At 33.8% G+C, this 22,083-nt stretch carries 20 protein-coding genes; 14 read left to right on the forward strand and 6 right to left on the reverse strand.

Going from position 1 to position 22,083, the window contains the following annotated elements:
- Positions 1-10 precede the first annotated feature (10 nt).
- The 3 genes from tsaB to ubiG form a co-directional block, all read right to left on the reverse strand.
- A complete protein-coding gene (tsaB, locus tag AAGD63_RS02935; protein WP_264331069.1) occupies positions 11-616 on the reverse strand; it encodes a tRNA (adenosine(37)-N6)-threonylcarbamoyltransferase complex dimerization subunit type 1 TsaB in 606 nt (201 codons plus the stop codon).
- Positions 616-1,746 (reverse strand): cation:dicarboxylate symporter family transporter, encoded by a 1,131-nt coding sequence (locus AAGD63_RS02940; RefSeq protein WP_341813764.1) that lies wholly within the window; start codon positions 1,744-1,746, stop codon positions 616-618. Before AAGD63_RS02940 ends, tsaB begins: the two co-directional genes overlap by 1 nt.
- 107 nt (positions 1,747-1,853) lie before the next feature.
- Positions 1,854-3,020, reverse strand: coding sequence for a bifunctional 2-polyprenyl-6-hydroxyphenol methylase/3-demethylubiquinol 3-O-methyltransferase UbiG (ubiG, locus tag AAGD63_RS02945; protein WP_341813765.1), 1,167 nt, complete (start codon positions 3,018-3,020; stop codon positions 1,854-1,856).
- A gap of 145 nt (positions 3,021-3,165) precedes the next feature.
- Here ubiG and dnaG point away from each other — a divergent pair, with 145 nt between their 5' ends.
- The 7 genes from dnaG (at position 3,166) to AAGD63_RS02980 (ending at position 9,965) form a co-directional block, all read left to right on the forward strand.
- The gene (dnaG, locus tag AAGD63_RS02950; RefSeq protein ID WP_341813766.1) at positions 3,166-4,899 is read left to right on the forward strand and encodes a DNA primase; all 1,734 of its coding nucleotides are present in this window, start codon (positions 3,166-3,168) and stop codon (positions 4,897-4,899) included.
- A 98-nt stretch (positions 4,900-4,997) separates the two neighbouring features.
- Positions 4,998-6,296, forward strand: coding sequence for a Na+/H+ antiporter NhaC family protein (locus AAGD63_RS02955; protein WP_341813767.1), 1,299 nt, complete (start codon positions 4,998-5,000; stop codon positions 6,294-6,296).
- 135 nt (positions 6,297-6,431) lie between these two features.
- On the forward strand, positions 6,432-7,151 hold the full coding sequence (locus AAGD63_RS02960; protein ID WP_341813768.1) for a DnaJ domain-containing protein: 720 nt from the start codon (positions 6,432-6,434) through the stop codon (positions 7,149-7,151).
- A 4-nt stretch (positions 7,152-7,155) separates the two neighbouring features.
- Complete coding sequence (locus AAGD63_RS02965; RefSeq protein WP_341813769.1) at positions 7,156-7,974, forward strand: ankyrin repeat domain-containing protein; 819 nt, start codon at positions 7,156-7,158, stop codon at positions 7,972-7,974.
- A 237-nt stretch (positions 7,975-8,211) separates the two neighbouring features.
- Entirely contained in the window at positions 8,212-8,559 is a 348-nt protein-coding gene (locus tag AAGD63_RS02970; protein WP_006013713.1) for a ferredoxin family 2Fe-2S iron-sulfur cluster binding protein, read from the forward strand.
- Positions 8,560-8,566: 7 nt separating this feature from the next.
- Positions 8,567-9,580 (forward strand): hypothetical protein, encoded by a 1,014-nt coding sequence (locus AAGD63_RS02975; protein ID WP_341813770.1) that lies wholly within the window; start codon positions 8,567-8,569, stop codon positions 9,578-9,580.
- A complete protein-coding gene (locus tag AAGD63_RS02980) occupies positions 9,564-9,965 on the forward strand; it encodes a cytochrome c-type biogenesis protein (protein WP_341813771.1) in 402 nt (133 codons plus the stop codon). Before AAGD63_RS02975 ends, AAGD63_RS02980 begins: the two co-directional genes overlap by 17 nt.
- Positions 9,966-10,024: 59 nt before the next feature.
- Here AAGD63_RS02980 and AAGD63_RS02985 read toward each other — a convergent pair whose 3' ends face one another.
- Positions 10,025-13,294, reverse strand: a complete 3,270-nt coding sequence (locus tag AAGD63_RS02985; RefSeq protein WP_341813772.1) for a UvrD-helicase domain-containing protein — start codon at positions 13,292-13,294, stop codon at positions 10,025-10,027.
- A gap of 74 nt (positions 13,295-13,368) precedes the next feature.
- Here AAGD63_RS02985 and AAGD63_RS02990 point away from each other — a divergent pair, with 74 nt between their 5' ends.
- The 5 genes from AAGD63_RS02990 to holA all read left to right on the forward strand — a co-directional run bounded on the left by AAGD63_RS02990 (position 13,369) and on the right by holA (position 16,711).
- Entirely contained in the window at positions 13,369-14,235 is an 867-nt protein-coding gene (locus AAGD63_RS02990; protein WP_341813773.1) for a 4-(cytidine 5'-diphospho)-2-C-methyl-D-erythritol kinase, read from the forward strand.
- Between the two features lie 3 nt (positions 14,236-14,238).
- Positions 14,239-14,586, forward strand: coding sequence for an Mth938-like domain-containing protein (locus AAGD63_RS02995; protein ID WP_108784117.1), 348 nt, complete (start codon positions 14,239-14,241; stop codon positions 14,584-14,586).
- Positions 14,580-15,389: a metal ABC transporter permease gene (locus AAGD63_RS03000; RefSeq protein WP_015588476.1), complete on the forward strand. Its 810-nt coding sequence runs from the start codon at positions 14,580-14,582 to the stop codon at positions 15,387-15,389. Before AAGD63_RS02995 ends, AAGD63_RS03000 begins: the two co-directional genes overlap by 7 nt.
- Before the next feature lie 114 nt (positions 15,390-15,503).
- Positions 15,504-15,686, forward strand: a complete 183-nt coding sequence (locus tag AAGD63_RS03005) for a hypothetical protein (RefSeq protein WP_015588477.1) — start codon at positions 15,504-15,506, stop codon at positions 15,684-15,686.
- A 5-nt stretch (positions 15,687-15,691) separates the two neighbouring features.
- Positions 15,692-16,711, forward strand: a complete 1,020-nt coding sequence (gene holA, locus AAGD63_RS03010; protein ID WP_006013692.1) for a DNA polymerase III subunit delta — start codon at positions 15,692-15,694, stop codon at positions 16,709-16,711.
- 118 nt (positions 16,712-16,829) lie between these two features.
- On the opposite strand, the gene gltX is transcribed toward holA, so the two are convergent.
- On the reverse strand, positions 16,830-18,164 hold the full coding sequence (gene gltX, locus AAGD63_RS03015) for a glutamate--tRNA ligase (protein WP_341813774.1): 1,335 nt from the start codon (positions 18,162-18,164) through the stop codon (positions 16,830-16,832).
- A 221-nt stretch (positions 18,165-18,385) separates the two neighbouring features.
- Here gltX and typA point away from each other — a divergent pair, with 221 nt between their 5' ends.
- Both typA and AAGD63_RS03025 read left to right on the forward strand, forming a co-directional pair.
- Positions 18,386-20,215, forward strand: coding sequence for a translational GTPase TypA (gene typA / locus AAGD63_RS03020; RefSeq protein ID WP_007302691.1), 1,830 nt, complete (start codon positions 18,386-18,388; stop codon positions 20,213-20,215).
- A gap of 333 nt (positions 20,216-20,548) precedes the next feature.
- Positions 20,549-21,775, forward strand: coding sequence for a CCA tRNA nucleotidyltransferase (locus tag AAGD63_RS03025; protein WP_341813775.1), 1,227 nt, complete (start codon positions 20,549-20,551; stop codon positions 21,773-21,775).
- Here the strand turns inward: AAGD63_RS03025 and AAGD63_RS03030 are convergent.
- The gene (locus tag AAGD63_RS03030) at positions 21,768-21,992 is read right to left on the reverse strand and encodes a hypothetical protein (RefSeq protein ID WP_341813776.1); all 225 of its coding nucleotides are present in this window, start codon (positions 21,990-21,992) and stop codon (positions 21,768-21,770) included. The two genes, AAGD63_RS03025 and AAGD63_RS03030, sit on opposite strands and share 8 nt — an antisense overlap.
- Positions 21,993-22,083 lie beyond the last annotated feature (91 nt).

The raw sequence follows: 22,083 nt of genomic DNA on the forward strand, positions 1-22,083 counted from the left end.
TTAATAGTGTTTACGCAATAGGCAACGATTTCATATACTGAGGCTCATTTAAATATAGAGCCTCAACTCCATTTAATTTTTGTTTATTTTTTAGTCTATAACGGACTAATAGCCCTGCATGGCTAGCATCCAACTTTGGTAAACTGCAATCCATATATGTAATGCAGTGCGTTTCAGGCTGGAGTTCACTTACTACAGCAGGATTTGATAGCGGTAACAAATTGAAATCAAATAACTGCGTATAAAACTTTTGATCATCTTCGATTATAGCTTTAATATTTTTTTTGCTATTTGCACAAAGTAGCGATATTGCATATGCTTGAGCTTCCAGCGCACTAACCCCATATAACGGCTTATTTGTAGCAAGATTTATACCTTGTGCAGTTGATATACCAACTCTGATTCCAGTAAAACTTCCTGGTCCAACTATTACTGCTAAATGGTCTATTTTATCGTAGCTGTAATTATGCTTACCAAACAAAGTATTCAGTATTTGAAAAAATGATTCTGCATGACTATTGTTTGCAGAATTGCGTTCTACAAAACAATTACCATCGTAATCAATTACTGCTATTGAACTACCAGCACCTACAGTATTAATTGCTAGAATGGACATCACTTAAGCTTATCATAGAGCTTTGTAAACATCATAGTGAACGCACCGTTACCCATAACATTTGCTGAAGTTATTATTGGGTCAAACACTATATACAATGCTGTAATTAATGAAAGCATCTCTGGGGAGAATTTAAGATACTTCTCAAGAACGGGCAACATTACCATAATCCCTCCCGCTGGAACTGCAACAATAGCAAATTTAAATAACAGAAAGTAGAGAAGGAAAGTCACATAGTCTGTTGCAGACAATGCACCACCAAAAGTCATTATCATTGATAGTATTATAATAAAAAAGCAATCACCTACTAAATGAAAGCTAGCGGTTATTGGCACAACAGACGATGCTATATCATGCTGCTTTACATTTTTTTTGCTTCCTTCAAGAGTAAGCGGCATAGCTATATTACTAGACATTGTGCTCATTGCAGTAATAAATGCTGGTATCATATTACCTATACTAGCTATCCAGCTTGTGATCTTGAACGAATTTGCTGCTCCATATAAGAGAAAAACATAAAGGTAGGTTACAGATGATATAATAATAAAAATTATTGAGTAATCCTTAAATATTATGGGTAAAACCTGATCATGTTCCATTTTTAAAGCAAGACCAAGTACAAACATTGGAATAATTGGCGTCAAAAATGTCTTCAAAATAAAGAGAGTTAAATCTAACATTTTGTTCGAGAGCTCTTTGCTTTTTTTTGGTAATATTGTGGACACTAATATGCTTAACACAAATCCACAAGCAAGGGCATAAAAATTAGAAAGCAATGCAGGTATCCTAAATGACCATAAAGGAACAATTGTTTCTTCATATGTTATATCTTGTATTGAATAAGTGTTTTGTGTGATGAAATGCCCAACAGAATAAGCTATTAAACTTGAAGCTAGATTCGACAAGAAAATCGTTATAATAAGTAACAATATAAACTTTATAGCCGACTGCTTAAGATTGTTAACACTACTAAAGATTAATGCAAAAACAATAAAAGGCATTATAAATAGTAAGATCTCTTTTATACTAAGGCTTATTGAATACAAGAAGGTTTTCACTTCCATTGGAACTAGATGACCAAAGAATACAACCGAAGTGATAACAGCAAGTAAGGTTAGTAATTGTAACATATTCTAATATAGCGATACCCTATGGAAATACATATGATAAATTAGCTGCTAAGTAAAGTAAAACTGCCTAGAATATTTGCATTACCTTCTAGTACTTGAATGAGATTTCAAATTACAACGTTTCCACAAAGTATATAATTAACATCCACACCTTTGGTCAAGTTCCATTCACGCTTTATTACATTATATTCCATACCAGTCATATCTTGTAGTGTTACATTGTTCTCTCTTAGATGATTTGCAATTTCTGATGGCTTGAGAAATTTATTCCAATTATGTGTGCCTTTTGGCAGCCAGTTTAATATGTACTCTGCGCCGACTATTGCAAGACAGAAGGATTTAATAGTTCTATTTATCGTCGATATAAAAATTAGCCCTTCTGGCTTCAACAGCTCTATTGCTTTTTTCATGAAAAACTCTAAATTATCGACATGTTCAACCACTTCCATCAACAAAACCACGTCATACTTCTTGTCATTGCTTAGCTCTTCAATGCTAGTGTGTGTGTATTCTATATTTAACCCTACTTTCTTCACGTGCGACTGTGCAACTTTTATGTTTTCCTCACATACATCTATTCCCGCAACGCTAATACCAACACGCGCCATTGACTCTGACAAAATGCCACCACCACAACCAACATCGAGCAATGATAGTTCTTTTAAATCGCATTTTTTTAATTCTTTTATTTTCTCAACGATGTATGATACTCTCACAGGATTCATCATGTGCAATGGCTTGAATTTGCCATTCTCATCCCACCATTCACCTGCTATTTTAGCGAATTTTGATATTTCATCTTCGTTATAAGTTTTTGTGGTTTTTTTCTTGTTAATATTGCTAAGTTTATCAAGGCGTTCTTTATGTCTACTTTCTTTTGAAAATTCTGTTTCGAGGAATTGTTTGACTATGTCTTTTGCTAATCCACTCGCAGTAAACCCTGCACCAAGACAAAGTATATTCGCGTTGCCATGCTCGCGAGCTAATTTTGCGATCTCAACACTATTACATAAAGCAGCGTAGATTCCTTCAAAACGATTTGCCACAGTACTCATGCCCAAACCTGTACCGCAAATTAATATTCCATAATTTGCTTTTTTGTTTGTTATATCTTCTACAACTTCAGCAGCATAGTCAGGGTAGTCTACACTCTTTTGTTCAGCAGTGCAGCCACGGTCTATCACTGTATAATCTAAAGTTTCCAAGTAAGCCTTTATTTCTGATTTTAGTTCATAACCTGCGTGGTCTGAAGCAACTGATATCACATCTGACATATAAGAAATTGCAACTTAAGGGTATTTATATGGGTAATTTATTTTGAGCTTTTTGTCAAGCTCTCCTGATCTTTCTGAATAAATTTCGAGTCAGATATGCATAAATTCTATATAATTTTTATCCTACAACTACTAATTCGGTAAAATGGATCATATAGATATTATAAAGTCAAAATTATTGTTGTCCGACATAGTAGGAAAAAAAGTTAGGTTAATAAAAAGAGGAGATAGTTTTGTTGGACTCTGCCCATTTCATAACGAAAAAACCCCATCTTTTTCGGTCAGCAATGTTAAGGGCTTATATTACTGTTTCGGTTGCTCAGCTCATGGTGATGCGTTTGAGTTTATTTCACAAACTGAGGGCTTAAGCTTTAAAGAAGCATTGGAAAAGCTAGCATCAGTTGCAGGTGTTGAGTTACCTAAAGACCCCAATATTACCAAAGAAAGCGACAAATTGTTTTCAACGCTAGACTTAGCTGCAAGTTGGTTCGCGCAGAAAAATCGAGGTGTTATGGCTTATTTAAGGCAGCGCAAGATCTCACTCAAAATCATAGATAAATTTAGAATAGGTTATGCACCAAGTTCTGGCTTGAAGGAATATTTGAACTCCTCTGGTATTAAAGACGAGATTTTGATCGATGTTGGGTTAATAAATAAGAATTCTCGTGATTATTTCTATGATCGGCTGATATTTCCTATACACAACATCACGGGCAAAGTTATTGGTTTTGGCGGACGTGCGCTGAACTCTGAGCAACAGCCGAAGTATTTAAACAGCCCAGAAAGTCAGCTCTTCAAAAAGAGGGAGAATTTATATGGGCTAAACCTTGCCTTAAGCGAAATACGCAAAAAACAACACATATTTGTTGTTGAAGGGTATATGGATGTAATAGCACTACATCAAGCGGGAATTAGCAATACAGTTGCCCCGCTTGGTACTGCAATTTCTGCAGAGCAGATAAAAAATCTATGGAGATTTGCTAAAGAAATCTCCATCTGTATGGATGGCGATAGTGCTGGACATCGTGCCGCTATTCGAATTGCAGAACTTGTTCTGTCGATACTGGAGCCTGGGTATACATTGAAGTTTGTAACTTTGCCGAGCGATAAAGACCCATACGATATATGCAATGAACTAGAATATAAGACGGAAGATGTACTATCCGCTTTTAACCGCTCAACAGAACTGCACTCTGAATATTTATGGCATCACATAATTGGTAGCAATTTGCAAAATTATGAAAAATTTGCTCCGGAAAAATATTCAATTCTTGAGCACAAATTTATGGAATATGTAAATGCTATCAGTAACATCAGCATTAGAAGGTATTATAGAGATTATTTTTACAATAAGGTCAGTGAATTAAGAAGAAACTTTAAAAAGCTGATTTTTAATAGCAAAACAACAAAAGGTGAGTATCTTTACAATAAATCTCCAGAGCTAATTGAAGCAGAGCAAAATCAGGCCATAATTTTGCGTGTAGCCGTAGAATTTCCTGAAATCTTGAACCGTCCTATATTTTTTGAGCAATTTTCTCATTTCGAATTTACTAATGAGATGAAAAGATTACAACAGTGCGTAATTAATATGGTAACTAGTGAGAGCAACTTTAATAAAGAAATTCTGCTACAGGAGTCTAGTATTATAAAGCTTATATTTGAAAAAACTAGCGTACTAAATAGTCAATTAAGCGAGAAGAGATCGGCAGAAACTGTCTGGAATAACATAGTATTACGGAAAGAATTAAATGTATTACAAGAAGAAAAAATTAAAGCAAGGCTGGGCGGTAATTTTGACTTAGAGGAAAGGCTAATAGAACAAATAAAGCAAATAGAGGATAGTATACAAGAAATGCAAATGGAATTTATTCAAAAGTAGATGGCTTAAGATGTTCAAAATTATTAGAAAAACACTGTATTAGTAGTTGCTTAAAATAGCTTATTCTAGTATATTTTCAATTTATTTAATTACGACAAGTGTTTGCATTTCTCCCTCTCATTATTTTTTTAACCTTATATCTTGGTAGTGGTACTTATTTTTCCTTTATAGGACTTGACAATCCTCTTCATCAAATTTCACCGTTAGTTTGCTTATTACCAGCATTATTTTTTGCTATTCTATTCAATAAAAACAAAATTCAGCATAGCGTTGATACTCTTATAAAAGGTATGGGGAATAAAACTACTCTTACCGTGTGTTTGATTTTTCTCCTTGCTGGGGCATTTTCTACTGTTACTCAATCGCTTGGTAGTATAAATGTTATTGCTAGCTTAACTATTTGCTTTCTTCCAGCACAATTATTACTTCCTGGAATGTTTTTAATTTCTGCGTTTATTGCAAGTGCAATAGGCACATCAATCGGAGTTATTGCACTTATAACACCAATAGCTGTGAATCTAGCACAAAATGGAGCTTTTGATTGTGCGGTGGGCGTTGGAGCTGTGATAGGTGGGTCTATGTTTGGCAGCAACCTTTCAATGATATCTGACACTACTATTGCTGCTACTTCTTCACAAGGAGCTTCAGTAAAGGATAAACTAAAACTAACCTTAAAGACAGGATCTGTTACAGGTCTTATAATACTTACTTATCTAGTAATGATTTCAAATAGCACAGAAGTTGTTTCTATCTCAAGTCTGAATTCTTTATCCATAGTCAAAATTATCCCTTATATATCTTTAATAATTATGGGTTTATTTGAAATAAACACACTGGTAACATTAGCTGTTAATATGGTTGTTGCTGGAATATTAGGAATAGCTTTTTTTGATTATTCTATTATTGATTATTCTCATGATATATGTAGGGGTTTTAATAAGATGAATGAGGTAATGATATTTATTCTTTTCAGTAGTGGATTAAGCCACTTAATGTACGAATACAGTCAGAAAAAGATAGATAAATTCACCGATGAGGTGAATCTCACAAGAAGTCAAGCTGAACTTATGATTGCAGGAATATCATCTATGTTTACTATTTTGGTTTCCAGCAATATTGTTGCTATTTTATTGACTAGTAATATTGCGAAAAGACTTGCACAAAGATATAACATTGCACCACACCGTAGTGCGTATTTATTAGAAATATTTACTGCGATCACAAAAAGTATCTTACCTTATGGTTCTCAAATATTGCTAGCAAGCAGCATTGCCTCTCTTTCACCCATTGTTATACTAATAAAAGTATATTATTGTTTTGTTTTTGCAGCAGTTGCAATAAGTGAAATAGTTATTAATGGCAGACGTCATGCGGTTGTAGCTCCTCAATTACCATAAATAACTCTTTAAATTTTCACTCAATTTGTTGATAAATATTATAATATTTGCTAAAATACTTATATAGTACCAATTCTTTTAAAGACATAGTATTACTAATGTTATAAAAAATGTATCAAAATAGTGGAGAAACAAATGCCTGATTATTATGAAATATTAGGAGTAAAAAGAGATGCTACTCACGATGAGATAAAAAAAGCATATCGCAAATTGGCACTTGAGTTTCATCCAGATAAATTGCTTAAGGAAATGAAAGAGCTAGATAGGCTAGAACGAGAAAAGAAGAACAGAACGCTACTACAATCGGAAGAAAATCAACGAGCTCAACTTAAAGAGAAATTGACAAAATTCAAGGAAATATCAGTAGCATACAAAGTGTTATCTGACCAAAGAAAAAAAAGCCAGTACGATAGAGGAAAGTATGAGGATGGGGATTGTAGTGATGAACTGGAGTTGTTGCGGGAAGAGATGAGTAAATTTAAACAAGAAATGAAAAGAAAAGAAATTTTTAATAAAATAAGGATTATGTATTGTTTGAAAGGTCAAAAATTAATCAAAGAGAAAGTAGAAAGGCTAAACAATAGTTTAAAAGAAATAGGCAAGATGGGCAAAGCTAAAGAGACTGAAGAATCAACCGAACGCAAATATCTACGCACTATCGAATACGAATATCTATGCACTATTCTGGAATTGTTGAACAATATCAAGTCAAATGAATATGAAAAGTGTTCTGATATAATAAAGAAAGTTACAATTGCTGCTGATGACATTAAATCTCTAGTGCAAATTGCTATTGCGTACGATCGTGTGGAATTTTTCGAGCTCTTTGAAGGAAGGATAGGAATATCACTTTGATCTCTTGGTCAATTATGCTACATACTGCTCTCGTAAGAAAAAAATAGAAAGATTAAATAATCTTTCGGTGGTGCTTAGTTGTTGTAAAACTGATGAGCTAAAGAAGCTAGAAGGTACACCTGCATTAAATAAACTAGTAGATATTATTATTAAATGTAACCATAAAGAAGCTTTAGATCTCCTAGTCGAAAATAACATAAAAATTTCAAGTATTACTTTAGAAGATATCGTGACAAGCGATTGCAATGAAGAGATTTTTGGTTGCTTTTTACATAAAAATAAAATTGACTATCAAGATGAAAGTGGGGATACAGCTCTACATCATGCTTTAAGAAACTTGCACTTCGATAAGTCAATGCTTTGCAAAGTTGAATCACTTGTGAGTGCAGGTGCGAGATTTGATGTTAAAAATGACCAAGGTGAAACTCCGTTTGATCTCTTGGTTGAATATGTTGAGAAGGGGTTTTATGGTCAAGCGTCAAGGTTAAGTTATGCTTGGAAGTTGCTTAACAAATGTGAAAATAAAGATGTACTAAGAGAGCTAAAATATAAAGATGGTACTACTGCATTAGATAAACTAAATGAGCTTCGTATTAAGTGTCGTAATACTTCTATCATAGTTGCTTCTACGTTAGCAGTAGTAGGAGTTGCTTTAGAAGTAGCTATTGCAGTTTACTCAGGAATGTTAGCGTTAGGGATAGGAATTGGAGTTTGTTGTCTTGTTGTTGCTGCAATCACATACCATTGTAATAGTCCTGCAAATTTATTGAAAGATAGCAATGCTGAAGTTGCAATTAATCAAATGGCATTAGTAAAATTATAACTTAAGATCAGAAGAAATGGCAGATCAAGTTTAATAATGTTAATTCAGTAATATATTTAGTAAAATCTAAAACTAAGAAAATTCTATACTTGCAACTCTGTGAGATGCTGGTGGTATCTATCTTACTTTCTTGATAGGAATATAGATGACAAGAGATAGGCAATGGAATTACAAAGAGTTTGCAAATATTAGTTATTATTTGTAGAATATAGAGAAATTAGTAGAGATTTTAATAGTATGCCATCCGTTACTTTTATTTTACCTGATGGAAGTAAGAAAAGCTATGAAGCTGCAGAAGGAGAAACTCTGCTTAATTTAGCCCACAGAAGTGATCCAGATCTGCTTGAAGGTGCATGTGAAGGTTCTCTTGCTTGCTCTACATGCCATGTGATTGTTGATCCAAAATTTTATGATGTTGTAGAAACACATAACCCTATATCTGATGAGGAAAATGATATGCTGGATCTAGCTTTCGGTTTAACAGAGACATCGAGGCTTGGATGCCAAATAAAAATCACAAAAGATATTGACGGTTTGTGCGTAACCGTGCCCAGAGGTACAAGAAATATATCATTAGATAAATAAGAGGATAATGCGTAAAATTTTTATCTATATTCTCATCTCCTTACCTTTGTTTATTCCTCTAGCTTATAGTGGTTTTTGGTATTTTTCTGCATTTAAGGTAAAAAGTCTTTTAACTGATTACATTAATGACGAAAAAGTTGATATTTCACATGATCTTAAGGGATTTCCTTTTAACCTAGTTTTTCGTGTAACGAATCCAAAATTTTCTAATGAGCAATTAACTGTTTCATCTGAAGCTTTAGTGATAAAAAACAGATTATTTGATAAGTCAGTATATATCTATATACCAAGCAATAAAGTAAACATTGCTGTCCGTAGTGATGAGAAAAAGAATATAAAGTGTCACACACACGTAAGTAGCCACTTTGTTGTTAAACTAAATGATTTACTATCTTCATTAAAATTCAACAGAAATAGCACTGTAATAGACTATATAGATACATTTCGTTACGAAGATTATGGATTAAAATGTGATGTTTTAGAAAATCAGCAAAGTGTTATAACTGAAGTGAATGATAAAAGTAATTACATTCAATTTCACTTTGATAAAGAACTGAATGAAAATACTAAACTAGAATTTGATTTTTATACTTACCGTTATAAACATACTGCAAGTCCTGAAAATTATCTTAGTGTCGACGCTAAATTAGATTATGAATTTGTAAACCATATTTCAGCTTCTAAGATTAATTTCAACATAGAAAAATTTTTGATTGAGAGTAATAACTTTTCTATTGCTGCGAATGGTGGAGTAAGTAATTACAATTTAGTTACATCTTCATTTGAAGATAAAATCAATGTAGCCATATCAAATTATAAAGAATTAATTTCGTTTGTGACTAATGATTCAAAGACTGCAGATAAATTGGAAAAATCAATATCTTCCTTATCAGAAAAAATCACTAATAACGACATTCAATTTTCAATAAAGTACGACAATAATGTAGGTTCAGGCTTTATTGGAAAATTATCCACTACTGATTTTATCACTCAATTCACCAAGAATGAGAATAGTAATTAGCTTACTTTTTACATTGATATTCCATTTAAGCATAAATGCTTTTACTTTGGATGATAAACTAAGAGACGAAAGCATGGAAGAGCGAGCAAGTAGCTTATTTGCAGTAATAAAGTGTCCAGTATGCTCTGGTGAATTATTATCCGAATCTGAGTCTCAAGTTGCATATGGTATGCGTAAGACAATTCGCAAGAAGATCAGTGATAGATATACTAACGAGCAAATAGTTTCAGAGTTAAAAAATTCTTATGGAGATTCAATTATCATTGTACCACCTGTAAAATCTAGTACCTACATTTTATGGTTTATTCCTTTTATAATTCTTCTTATTGGATGTTTTCTAGTACGAAAATCAGTTCAGAAAATAGATAAAGTAGTAAAAAGATAACTATAGAGTAAAAGTGAGTTTACAACAAATGCAAGTAGCTACTATACGAACATTTGAGTTTAGATCAAAGATTGTAAGGTTAAATCTTCCATCCAAATAACCACGCACTCTACCTGCTTATCTGGGTAGACTTCTTGCACTAAGGTTTTATAGATCAACATTTGCTTTTTTATTTCATTTGATGAGGAAATAGAAGCGTTATGGTGTGATTTATAGTCAATTATAATTGCTTTGTCTTCTGTTATGCACAGTCTGTCTAGCCGCACTAATACTGGTTTTCCGTCAATTGTTCCACTAAGTGGAATTTCTGATTTGCCCTCCAAGTCGAACAGGTAATCATATTTTTCATTAAAGGTTAATATTTTGCTGTAAATTTCATCCTTATCTTCACTAGTGTTTATGCTATCAAGATATTTCCTAACCCAATTTTTTCTCCTGTCTTTCTCTATCTTGGGCATATATTGCAATATACTGTGAATTATTAAGCCTCTTGCATAGCTGTCTGTCGTTCCAATGCTCCTTTTTGTCATTCCAGCATTCTCATCTGTCATCACAGTACTTGACACTGGCTTTTTTTCTCCAGGTTCCAGCGTCACGTGCTGCAATGACATTGATAGGTTTGATGGAGGTGAAATCACTGAAACATCAAAATAATCACGTTTTTTATAAATAGAAGGGTAGTTTGCATTCATGCATAGCACTTCAACTTTTTCTTTAAATATCAGCTGTAAGTATAGTTTTTTCCTCTCATATAATGCTCCATATTGAATAACTAGATCATACCAAGAGCCCTTTTGCACTGGCTCTTTGCCTAAAATGTATAACTCATCTTCAGCACGCGTAAGTGCCACGTACAGCAAACGCAAATATTCGTTATAATCCTCTAGTTTTTTCTCTCTTTTTACTTGATTACAATAAGCATTACTATTTTTGCCACACCAAAATGGTGCTTCCGTTGCATCAAACAAAATATTTTCGCTGTTTCTTGGTACCGTATTTGTGTCAACTAAAAACACTATTGGAGCTTGTAGACCTTTTGATTTATGAATTGTCATTATTCGTACAGCATTGAGTTTTGATTGCATATCGTTTTTAATCTCAGGATTATTTTCTTTGATCCACTGAACAAATGCTTGAAGAGATGGGTGCTCAAATTGCAATACGAGGTTCATAAATTCGTCTAGAATATCGAAGCACTCAAGACCTAGCCTTGCAGCAAATTTCTTCCTGCCTGTGCGCAATATATGCGTGAATAGTGTAAGGGGGGATTTTGTCTGAGATAAATTAATTAGATAGTTTAATTCATTAGAGATAATCTCGTGATAATCTTGAAGTTTTTCCCACAACGACTGTTCTTTACGATCGTATGCAATATTGAATAAATCATCCTCAGTGAAGTTAAATAGCGGTGATTTTAAAACATTTGCAAGAGCAAGATCATTTGCCTGGAGGAGCAAAAATTCAGCTAAAGCTATTAAGTCCTGGACAGCTATGTAATCCATAATTCTAAAATAATCTCGGCCTATAACTGGTACATTTACTTTTTTTAGTTCACTTATTATGTAGTCAACTAGCGCATTTCGTTGCCGTACCAAAATCATAATGTCCCTTGGTTCTATATGGCGATCTTTGGCGACTAAAATCCGCCCTTCGTTTAACCAATTGTGAATTCTTTGGGCTATTGCCTGAGCAAGTAATCGATCCTTTACTACATAATCTTTCCTCTGTGTTAAATGAATTTGTAAGGCTTGCTGCTCTTCCTCTTCATATCCTGGCAGTAACGGCCAAATTTCAATGTATCCTTGATCGTTTTCTCTATATGGAATATGTTTTATCTTGTTATCATTGAAAGATATTTCTTCACGAAAATTGTTAAATATTCTGTCTACAAGCATCAAAACTTCTGGAGTTGAGCGAAATGACTTTTCAAGTTGACATGATACCCAATCTCTGCCACCGGTTTTCGTGTGAAAATATTGCTGCATGTAATTAAATAGATGGGGATTTGCTCCTTGAAATCTGTAAATAGATTGTTTTACATCCCCAACAACGAATAAAGTTCTCTTTTCGTCACCACCGGTAAAAAATTCATTGCAGAGATTTGTTATAATTTTCCATTGACTGATACTATTGTCTTGCGCCTCATCAACAAGAATGTGGTCTATTTTTTGATCTAGATTAAACAATATCCAATCTTTATAGCCTGGATTGCTAAGGAGATTTGTTGCTAAATTGATGATATCATCATAATCAAGCAGTGCATTCTTTGATTTTTCACTATTATATAGATCAACATATACTTTAAATATACTAAGTAAGCTACTGGTTCTTGCGAATATTTGATAAGAATTTATGTCCTTTGCATGGGTAAACAATGCATTTTGAATGCTTTCTATCATTTGCTCTACGTCTTCAAATTTTTCCAAAGCACCCTTTGTTATAATGGATGATATGCTCTTTTTTTCGTACGATTCTGATTTGAGAAATACTTTAGCTAAGTTCTCTATCTTGTTGTCATCCAAGTAGCTGACACTGGGATCCATATTTCTTTTTTTCTGGATCCCAGTGTCAGCTACTTGGATGACAACATTTGGTACGGACGATTTTGTGCTATTACACCAATCATAAAGTATCGTACTGTAACTCTGATCTCTTTTGCTTCCCTTACTTAATATTTTAGCTAATCTTTTTATCTGCTCAATAGTTTCATTCTGTAAATTGTCAATCTTGTCTGGGACGCTTAGTTTATCTTTTATATATCCTAAATTATTTTCTAGAGCTGATCTCTTTATACATAAGGTATAGAGCAAATCACGCAGCTTATTTTCATCAATTTCAGCTGCAACGATATTGATATCGTCCTGCACAGTTTCGTTATGAAGCGTTTTTTCAAATACGATGGAATGCAATTCTTTACATTCGCTCAATGTACAATTTGGAGCGATACCAGCTTCTGTAGGAAAGCTGGAGATTAATTTGTAACAAAAGGCGTGTATAGTTTGAATATTAAGACCAAGATTTTCCAGTTCAGAAAAAAGCCTTCTTGCTCTTGTTAAATAATCTTTATTTTCTCTGGTCACATACTGGGCTAATTGTTCTAAATCTGCGACCAATATACCCTCTGGACATATTGCCCACTTACTAAGTGTACTGTAAATGCGATCCTCCATTTCATTTGCTGCAGCATTGGTAAATGTTAAGCAGAGAATATTTCTCTTATTCTCTAATAGAAGTCTTAATACTCTGTCTATTAAGATCTTTGTTTTACCTGTACCAGCTGATGCACTTACCCATACAGAGAAGTTAGGATTTATGGCATTTGATCTCATTAGGAGTGTATAAAGTTTGACTGAAGTGGCATTTCAAGTATAGTAAATAAGATAGTGTTAGTGAAGATATACAGATGGAAAGTTTTTGTGTAAAGGCTCCTGCAAAGATCAATCTTTTTTTACATATTATAAATAGAGAAGAAAGAGGGTATCATTTAATTGAAAGTTTGGTTGTCTTTGCTAAACTTTCTAATTTTTTAGAGATAAAAGTAGGAGAAAAAAACTTTAGATATGATAACTCTACAGTTCAATTTGTAAACTCTGAGTTTAAAATAAATTATCGATATAATACTATAACGAAAGCATTGAGTCTACTGCTTAGGTACGCTCCTATACGAACTAAAGTCACTGTAAAGGTTATAAAAAATGTACCAATTGCTGCAGGATTTGGTAGTGGTTCCTCAGATGCTGGAGCTGTGATACGCACGCTAGGAGAGCTGTGGGATATTGATAGGCAAATTTTAAGTGATATAGCTTTAAGCGTTGGTGCTGATGTGCCTGCAAGTGTAGATAGTAAGCCAGTTTTTGTTAGAGGTGTTGGTGAGGAATTATGTCCCATTAAACAATGCTCTTTACCCATAAGTCTGGTACTTGTGAAACCAAAAAAAAAGTTTTTGAATACATCAGAAGTATTTTCCAAGTATAAAGAGGATTTCTCTCAGCCAATTAAGTGGAGTGATAACACTGAGGAGAATTTGTTAGAGCTTCTTAAAGAGACAAAAAATGACCTGCAAGAAGCAGCAATAAGTCTTATACCTGAAATTCAGAATGTAATATCAACACTAGAGTCACAAGAAGGCTCTATAGTTTCTCGCATGTCAGGCAGCGGTGTAGCGTGTTTTGGAATATTTGATAGTGAAGAAAGTACAAAAGCTGCAGCGGCAAATATCAAAAAGGAATATCCAGAATGGTGGGTGTGCGACACGGAATTAATAGTTTGATTTATGTCCTTAATTTCCAAGAAGAAAAATCTTATAGATGGTTACAGGGAAGAAAGATTTTGGGTAAATAATCAAGAATATCATGGCTCAATTATAATTTTTCCTGAAAAGGTGATTAAATTGAAAGAAAGTGATATAAATAACAAGGAGTATTTTAAATCTTTTTTAACAGAGGAAATAGAGATTTTGATAATAGGTACTGGTAAGATACGCGATTGTTCAATGAAGTCTTATCTGATGGAGCAAAAGAATTTAAATTTTGAATTTATGACGACGGGTTCTGCATGCAGAACCCATAACGTTTTAATATCTGAAGATAGATTTGTTGTCAGTTATCTGATAGCATGTTAGAGATATTTACACAGAGTTTTTTTATAAACAGTCTAATTGCGGTAATTATGATTAGTCTAGTCACAGGAGCTCTAGGGTCATTTATGATATGGCAAAGGTTATCGTATTTGGGTGATAGTTTGTCCCATTCTTCATTGCTTGGTATTGCACTTGCTTTGATCTTTAATATCAGCCCATCGGTAAGTATAATGCTCATTGCAATTATGTTTGCTATACTACTTTCTCTTAATTTTAATAAATTATACTCTGCTGATACGATATTGAACATAGTTACCAATGTAGTTTTATCATCGAGTTTAATACTTATGTCTTTTCTTCCATCAGGTAATAATAGTATTATTAGCTCACTTTTTGGTGACATATTAATGATTGACCAAAGTAATATAATATCAATTTTTCTAACCTCTGTAATAGTTACTTTAATATTAATATTTAGATGGCGCTATTGGCTGATGATTTCGATTAATCAAGATTTGGCAACAGTTGAGAAAGTAAATGTTAATTTTGTTAGGCTAGAATTTTTGATTATACTCGCTATCTTTATTGCAATTTCTGCTCAATTAATAGGAATATTACTCATTGCTGCATTTTTGTTAATACCTGCTGCATCAGCAAGACTCATTTCAAAAACTCCAATGCAAATGATTATTGTTGCAACAGTTTTTTCTGTGATTTCTGGAGTATCAGGTTTGATATTATCTGCAAGTTTTGACTTATTAACTGGACCTGCAATTATACTTATCGCAGCTGTGTATTTAATCATTGCTTATTTTATAAGATTGGTGTTAAGTAGATCGACTTAATTTTGGTCTCGGAAGTTCATAATTCATTAACAAATGAGTGTAACTATCTGAGCGTAAAGTAGTTTTTGCTACGTTATTTTTATGTGCTAATTGTTAATTTGTGGAGTGAAAGATATGGCCGAAGGATTTTTTTCTAGATATATAGGACAGCCTATAAAAAATTTTTATAATTATGTTACGGGAAAGAAAGAAGTGTCTGATGATATGCAGAATACAGCAAATCAAGAAAGCTCAGAATTGTTGGAAACTGATGTGCAATCAAATGATGTACCACCAAGTAGTGATAATATAATATAGATGGCATGAGAATCACGCCATCTAAAGTTAAAAAATTCCTTGAGAAACCCGATACTTTAAGTGGTGTATTAATTCATGGGAGTGACAATAGTAAGGTCGATATTTTTGTACAGGAAATAATTGCCAACTTGAATGAGTATTCAGTTCAGGTGATGGATTTTGCAGTAGTGAATAAGTCGCCTGGCTTGTTATTTTCCGAGTTGGCAAACATTTCGATGTTTACTAAAAAAAGGTTAGTTAAGCTGATAAATGTCAGTGGAAGTATATCTAAAGAGTTAAGAAACATATTGGATCATAATATAGGCGATCATTATATAGTAATGATCGCAAATGATCTTCCATATAGTTCTACAACTAAAAGTTATATGGAAAGCTCAAAAATTTTCGGTGTCATTACCTGCTATAAGGACAGCGGTAGTAATCTTTGTGATATTATATCAAGTTACTTGAAACAAAATGATATAGAGTGCACAAGTGAGATAATCTACCACTTGCAGTCTTATTTTAATCATAGCAAACTGCCTATATATTCAGAGCTTGAAAAATTAGTTTTATATCTAGGAAAAAGAAAAGATCTTAAACTTGCTGATATAGATCTATGCTTTTCAACCTCCGGCAATGATTATGTTACACTTGATAATCTGTGCTCTGCAATAGTGAGTAAAGACATGGGACTATTCATCAAAATTTCCGATTTATTGATATTACAAGAGAATTTTTCACCGATAGCATTAATCCGTATTATATCAAATTATTTTCTACGGCTAGAAAGCGTTTTGCTGTTAATACAAAATGGAATGAATGAACAAGCTGCAATTGACCAGCTGAGTCCTCCATTGTTCTTCAAACAATTGCAGAGTTTTAAATCTCATTTGAAAAGTTTTCAACTTTCAGAACTTAAGAAGATCTTAGAAAATTTGATGAGCTTGGAAGTGACCTGTAAAAGAACTGACTTGGACCATAAAATGATCTTTCAGCATGAGATTAACTATTGGTGTTATTCGTTTAGCAGAGTAGTAAAATAAGGTAGACGAGAAAAAACAACTGAATGACAGGAGCAGAAACTGGAATGACAAGAAATCTAATATTTTCACATTTCCTGAACAATGCTTATTGGTGTCATTCAAAATACATTCGGTGCATTTAAACCTTTTGTATAATTCTTTGGCTTTCTTCTAACCTTGCAATAATGCTCTCTCTACCGATAAAAATTAATAATTTAGCGAGTTCTGGACCTGTTTCTGTTCCTGTTAAAGCGAGGCGCAACTGCATAAATAGATCTTTTGCCTTTATATCAATTGTCTGTCGAATATTTTTAACCCACTCTGATAATGTGTTTTCATTACAATCACCTTGAGGTAATGTGCTTAGCGCTATTTTTATAAACTCTTTATTAAGAACCACAGGTTCTATACCAAATTTGCATATTTTCCACCATTTGGACACCTCAGAAAACTTTTCTATATTACCCCTTATAAAATACCAAAACTCTGAGCCAATTTGACTTAAACGATCTTGCACCATTTCAAATGGCATTTGTTGCAGCAATTTGCTATTTAGCTTATACATTTCACTCAAGCTGAATTGTAAAGATGCTGAGCTAAATTTTTTGATATCAAATGAGTCAATTAAAGGCTGCATATCAACATGAGCTTCTATTGGATCAGATGTTCCAAGTTTTGCTAAATAGCTAGTTAGCGCCATTGGTTCAATCTCATCTTCTCTTATGGACTTGATATCCAGCCCACCTTTCCGTTTCGATATCTTGCTATCATCAAAATGTAGTAGGGGAAGGTGAGCAAAGATAGGAATTTTCGCTTTTAATGCTTGAATCATTTGAATCTGCACTGCGGTATTAGTTACATGATCTTCCCCACGTACAACATGGGTTACATTAAAGTCAATGTCATCAATAACAGAAGGTAGCATGTACGTATAAATTCCATCTTCTCTTTTTACTACAGGATCGCTGATATGAATTGTTGCAATATTTATTTCGCCTTTAACTTCATCATTCCATTTTACAGTTTTATTTCTATCCAATTTAAATCTGAAATGTGGTTTTCGTCCTTCTTGCTCATAACGAATTTTCTCTTGCTCAGTTAAAAGCAACGCACCTTTATTGTAAATAGGGGGAAGACCTTGTTTTAATTGCAATTTTCGTTTAGTGTCTAATTCTTCTCTTGTTTCATAACATGCATAAATATGACCTTCTTTCATTAACTGTAAGAACACCTCGTTATAGCGTTCAAAACGCTCTGATTGCTTAAAACTTGAATTCCAATTTATGCCAATCCATTTTAGGTCTTCTATGATATTATCTACATATTTGATATCTGAACGCTCAAGATCAGTATCATCAAAACGTAGTAAAAATTTTCCATTTTGATTACGTGTGTACATCCAACAAATGAGTGCAGTGCGTATGTTTCCTACATGTAGGTAGCCAGTTGGGCTTGGAGCGAATCTTGTTAGCATTTAAATGATTACTTTAGTTTATTTAATTTTATATAAATGTACTGCTAAAGCAAGATTCTTCTTTGTCTTGGTGTTAGTTGCTACAAAGTACAGCGAACATGAAACCTTTTTGTTAGAGTTCCATGATCTGCCTAAAATACTCTGAAAGCACGGCTTTAGTTATTTACTCTAAATATATTATACGTATACTTGTTATTAAATTAAATTTGAAATGATAAGAAATGAGTGAATTTAAATCAATCCGCAATATTGCAATAATTGCACACGTTGACCACGGAAAAACTACTTTACTTGATAACATGTTAAAACAAAGTGGCACGTTTCGTGAGAATCAAGAAGTTCAAGAACGAGTGATGGATAGTGGTGATCAAGAACGTGAACGTGGTATTACAATACTTGCAAAATGTACGTCAATAATGTGGGGTGATGAGAAAATCAATATCATTGATACACCAGGACATGCGGATTTTGGTGGAGAAGTGGAAAGGGTGCTCTGCATGGCAGATGGTGTATTACTACTGGTTGATGCTGCAGAAGGTCCAATGCCACAAACAAAATTTGTGCTCTCAAAAGCACTAAAGGCAAATTTAAAACCGATTGTGATAATCAATAAGGTTGATCGACCAGACAGCAGAATTGATGAAGTACTAAATGAAATATATGAGTTATTTTTTAACCTTGATGCAACCAACGAGCAACTAGATTTTCCAGTACTCTATGCTTCAGGTAGAAACGGTTGGTGTGCTAAGGAGCTATCTGATGAGAGAAAAGATTTAAGCCCATTATTTTCAACGGTGATAGATTACATAAAACCTTCCGTTTATGATCAAAATGCACCTTTTGCTATGCTAGTTACTTTACTTGAATCTGATAAATTTCTTGGCAGAATATTGACAGGAAAGATTTACCAAGGAATCGCGCAAGTTAACTCAGATCTTAAGGTAATTGATCTTGATGGTCAAGTGGTTGAGCGAGGGAGATTAACTAAGTTACTCTCATTTTCTGGCTTAAAACGCGTTCCAGTAGAGCAAGCTGTAGCTGGTGATATCATTGCCATTGCAGGACTTGAGAAAGCTTCAGTTTCAGACACTATAGCAGCACCAGAAGTTACAACTGCGATCAGCTCAACTCCAGTTGACCCTCCAACAATGGCGATTACTATAAGCGTTAATGACTCACCTTTTGCTGGGCAAGAGGGAACAAAACTTACCTCAACTGTTATAAAAGATCGTTTATATGCAGAAGCAGAAACAAACGTTGCAATTACTGTAACTTTGGCTCCAAGTGGTGAAGCATTTGAAGTAGGTGGACGTGGTGAGTTGCAGCTTGGGGTACTGATTGAAAATATGAGAAGGGAAGGTTTTGAACTTTCAGTTTCACGGCCTCGAGTGCTGTTTAAAGAAGAAGATGGCAAAAAACTTGAACCTATAGAGGAGGTAGTAATTGATGTAGATGATGAGTATAGTGGAATCATCATGGAAAAACTTAGCTTTCGAAAAGGTGAAGTAACTGACATGAGACCTTCTGGTAGTGGCAGAACTAGGTTGACATTTTTAGTGCCATCAAGGGGATTAATTGGCTATCAGGGAGAATTTTTAACTGATTCTCGCGGCACTGGTATAATCAACCGTTTATTTCACAGTTATGCTCCACATAAAGGTTCAATTTCCGGAAGGCGTAATGGAGTTTTAATTTCAACAGATAAAGGCGAAGCAGTAGCGTATGCAATTTTCAATCTGCAAGATAGGGGAATTATGTTTGTTAAGCCACAAGATAAGGTATATTGTGGTATGATTGTCGGTCAGCATAGTCGTGACAATGATTTAGAAATAAATGTACTTAAAGGTAAGCAATTAACAAACGTAAGAGCTTCAGGTAGCGATGAAGCTATAAAGCTTACTCCACCAAAAATAATGACACTGGAGGATATGATAGCATATATAGACGATGATGAATTGGTAGAAGTAACTCCAAAATCTATACGTTTGCGTAAGAAGTTCCTCGATCCAAATGAACGTAAGCGTGCAGGAAGGGCGAAGAATAAAGAGTAATCAACGTTCCTGATAAAAATCTGGATGAGCTACTCGAATAACACCATCATAAAGGGAACCAGTGTCAGTTACTTGAGCAGGTACTGGGATGACAAGAGAAGGCTACAAAGGTGTCATGCAAGTGGCTCATCCAGCTTTTTTATAATCATCGAAAACATTGTATTTTAACATTACTTTTATACTTATAAGTTTCTAGGCACTGGATTTGTTGTAGACTTACTCTATCACTTTACCCTCTTATTTTACCACTCTCCTGCCTATATATTTTTATATGAGGATTTTTGCAAAAGTTTCGCATTTTTTGTAACATGATTTTCAGTATGTGTAACCTAAATGCAAATTGATCACGAAACTAGTGTAATTATTGAGGCCATAGAGAAATTTGGTGGTGAGGCAAGGCTTGTTGGTGGATGTGTTAGAGATTCAATTTTACAGCGTGACATTCACGACATCGATCTTGCTACTAATCTGCTGCCTAATCAAGCAGTTAAAGCGTTAAAACTCCGTAATATAAAAACTATTCCAACTGGCTTAAAACATGGAACTATTACTGCGATTTTAAATAAAAGATCCTTTGAGATTACAACACTAAGGCATGATGTAAAGTGTGACGGTAGACATGCGAAGGTAGAGTTTACTAATGATTGGCAAGCTGATGCTTCAAGGCGCGACTTTACGTTTAATGCTCTTTATGCAGACAAATATGGCCATATATACGACTACTTTGGTGGCATTCAGGACTTAAAAGCACGAAAGTTAAACTTTATAGGTAACGCTGAAGATAGGATTAAGGAAGACTATCTACGTATTTTAAGAGCGTTTCGTTTTCACGCTAAAATATGCATAGGAGATTTAAGTGATGAAATATTGGATGTGTGCAAAAAGCATTCACACATGATTCAAAACCTCTCTGGAGAGAGAATAAGAGAAGAAATATTTAAACTCTTGGAATGCAATGATCCTGCTCCGACATTTAAGAGCATGCAAAAATCTGATGTTTTACAAAAAATCATTCCAAAAGAAGTAAAATGTGAAATTTTGTCTTCACCACTTCTTATCAACACTAAACCTCTTACAAAATCCTCAGCGTATGGCCATACGCCTTTCCTAGATCCCACAATCGATGCTCTAGTAAAATTAGCGTTGCTTCTTAGAACTGCTGAAGATAGAGTTAGTCTTGGAGAAGAAGTGAGCAAGTTTTTACGTCTTTCAAATAAGCAAAAGAAAAAAATATTATTTTTATTATCAAACAATATTAAAACAGAGCTTTCAGAAAAAGAGCAAAAGAAATACATATCTTTATTTGGTAAGGAATTATATTGTGACTTAATGAAGATTTGTGGTATTGAGTCTGGAATAAATGTTGATGAGTATATTTCATTTGCTAAGATGTTTAACATTCCAAAATTTCCTTTATCTGGGGATGATTTAATAACTATAGATCATCAACCAGGAAAAAATTTAGGTAGAAACTTGGAATTGCTACGACAACACTGGGAAGACAGCTCCTACACTTTAACAAAGGAGGAGCTGATACTTTATGCTAAAAGTTTTATCTAGACGTTACTACTTGCTTCACACTGAACAGATTGCTATTAGCATGACTCATGGAAGAATTAGGTGTTAATTTGTATTCTTTTTGAGCTTTCTCTGTTAATCGGTATTCATTTTTTTCTCCTGGAATTTTACTGCACATTTTCTGATCTGGAGATAAAAATTTATCTCTTATACTTGATGCTAGTTGTAATTCTTGAATCTTATCTGAAAAACATTTCATTCTACCTTTTATTAACTCCTCCGAAACAATTTCTTGGAGATTGCTATTATCTTTGCTATGAAAGTTGTTCCAGACAGAATCTGTAATTGCA

Source organism: Wolbachia endosymbiont (group B) of Germaria angustata (genome assembly GCF_964026725.1).
Taxonomy (GTDB): Bacteria; Pseudomonadota; Alphaproteobacteria; order Rickettsiales; family Anaplasmataceae; genus Wolbachia; species Wolbachia pipientis_C.

Excerpts from the sequence above, each read along its gene's own strand:
- AAGD63_RS03025 (WP_341813775.1), top strand. The coding sequence starts at position 20,549 with ATGCAAATTGATCACGAAACTAGTGTAATTATTGAGGCCATAGAGAAA.
- AAGD63_RS02960 (WP_341813768.1), top strand. The coding sequence starts at position 6,432 with ATGCCTGATTATTATGAAATATTAGGAGTAAAAAGAGATGCTACTCAC.
- dnaG (WP_341813766.1), top strand. The coding sequence starts at position 3,166 with ATGGATCATATAGATATTATAAAGTCAAAATTATTGTTGTCCGACATA.
- AAGD63_RS02980 (WP_341813771.1), top strand. The coding sequence starts at position 9,564 with ATGAGAATAGTAATTAGCTTACTTTTTACATTGATATTCCATTTAAGC.
- AAGD63_RS02990 (WP_341813773.1), top strand. The coding sequence starts at position 13,369 with ATGGAAAGTTTTTGTGTAAAGGCTCCTGCAAAGATCAATCTTTTTTTA.
- AAGD63_RS03000 (WP_015588476.1), top strand. The coding sequence starts at position 14,580 with ATGTTAGAGATATTTACACAGAGTTTTTTTATAAACAGTCTAATTGCG.
- tsaB (WP_264331069.1), bottom strand. The coding sequence starts at position 616 with ATGTCCATTCTAGCAATTAATACTGTAGGTGCTGGTAGTTCAATAGCA.
- AAGD63_RS02985 (WP_341813772.1), bottom strand. The coding sequence starts at position 13,294 with ATGAGATCAAATGCCATAAATCCTAACTTCTCTGTATGGGTAAGTGCA.
- AAGD63_RS03030 (WP_341813776.1), bottom strand. The coding sequence starts at position 21,992 with ATGAAATGTTTTTCAGATAAGATTCAAGAATTACAACTAGCATCAAGT.
- gltX (WP_341813774.1), bottom strand. The coding sequence starts at position 18,164 with ATGCTAACAAGATTCGCTCCAAGCCCAACTGGCTACCTACATGTAGGA.
- AAGD63_RS03005 (WP_015588477.1), top strand. The coding sequence starts at position 15,504 with ATGGCCGAAGGATTTTTTTCTAGATATATAGGACAGCCTATAAAAAAT.
- AAGD63_RS02995 (WP_108784117.1), top strand. The coding sequence starts at position 14,239 with ATGTCCTTAATTTCCAAGAAGAAAAATCTTATAGATGGTTACAGGGAA.
- AAGD63_RS02975 (WP_341813770.1), top strand. The coding sequence starts at position 8,567 with ATGCGTAAAATTTTTATCTATATTCTCATCTCCTTACCTTTGTTTATT.
- holA (WP_006013692.1), top strand. The coding sequence starts at position 15,692 with ATGAGAATCACGCCATCTAAAGTTAAAAAATTCCTTGAGAAACCCGAT.
- AAGD63_RS02940 (WP_341813764.1), bottom strand. The coding sequence starts at position 1,746 with ATGTTACAATTACTAACCTTACTTGCTGTTATCACTTCGGTTGTATTC.
- typA (WP_007302691.1), top strand. The coding sequence starts at position 18,386 with ATGAGTGAATTTAAATCAATCCGCAATATTGCAATAATTGCACACGTT.
- AAGD63_RS02970 (WP_006013713.1), top strand. The coding sequence starts at position 8,212 with ATGCCATCCGTTACTTTTATTTTACCTGATGGAAGTAAGAAAAGCTAT.
- ubiG (WP_341813765.1), bottom strand. The coding sequence starts at position 3,020 with ATGTCAGATGTGATATCAGTTGCTTCAGACCACGCAGGTTATGAACTA.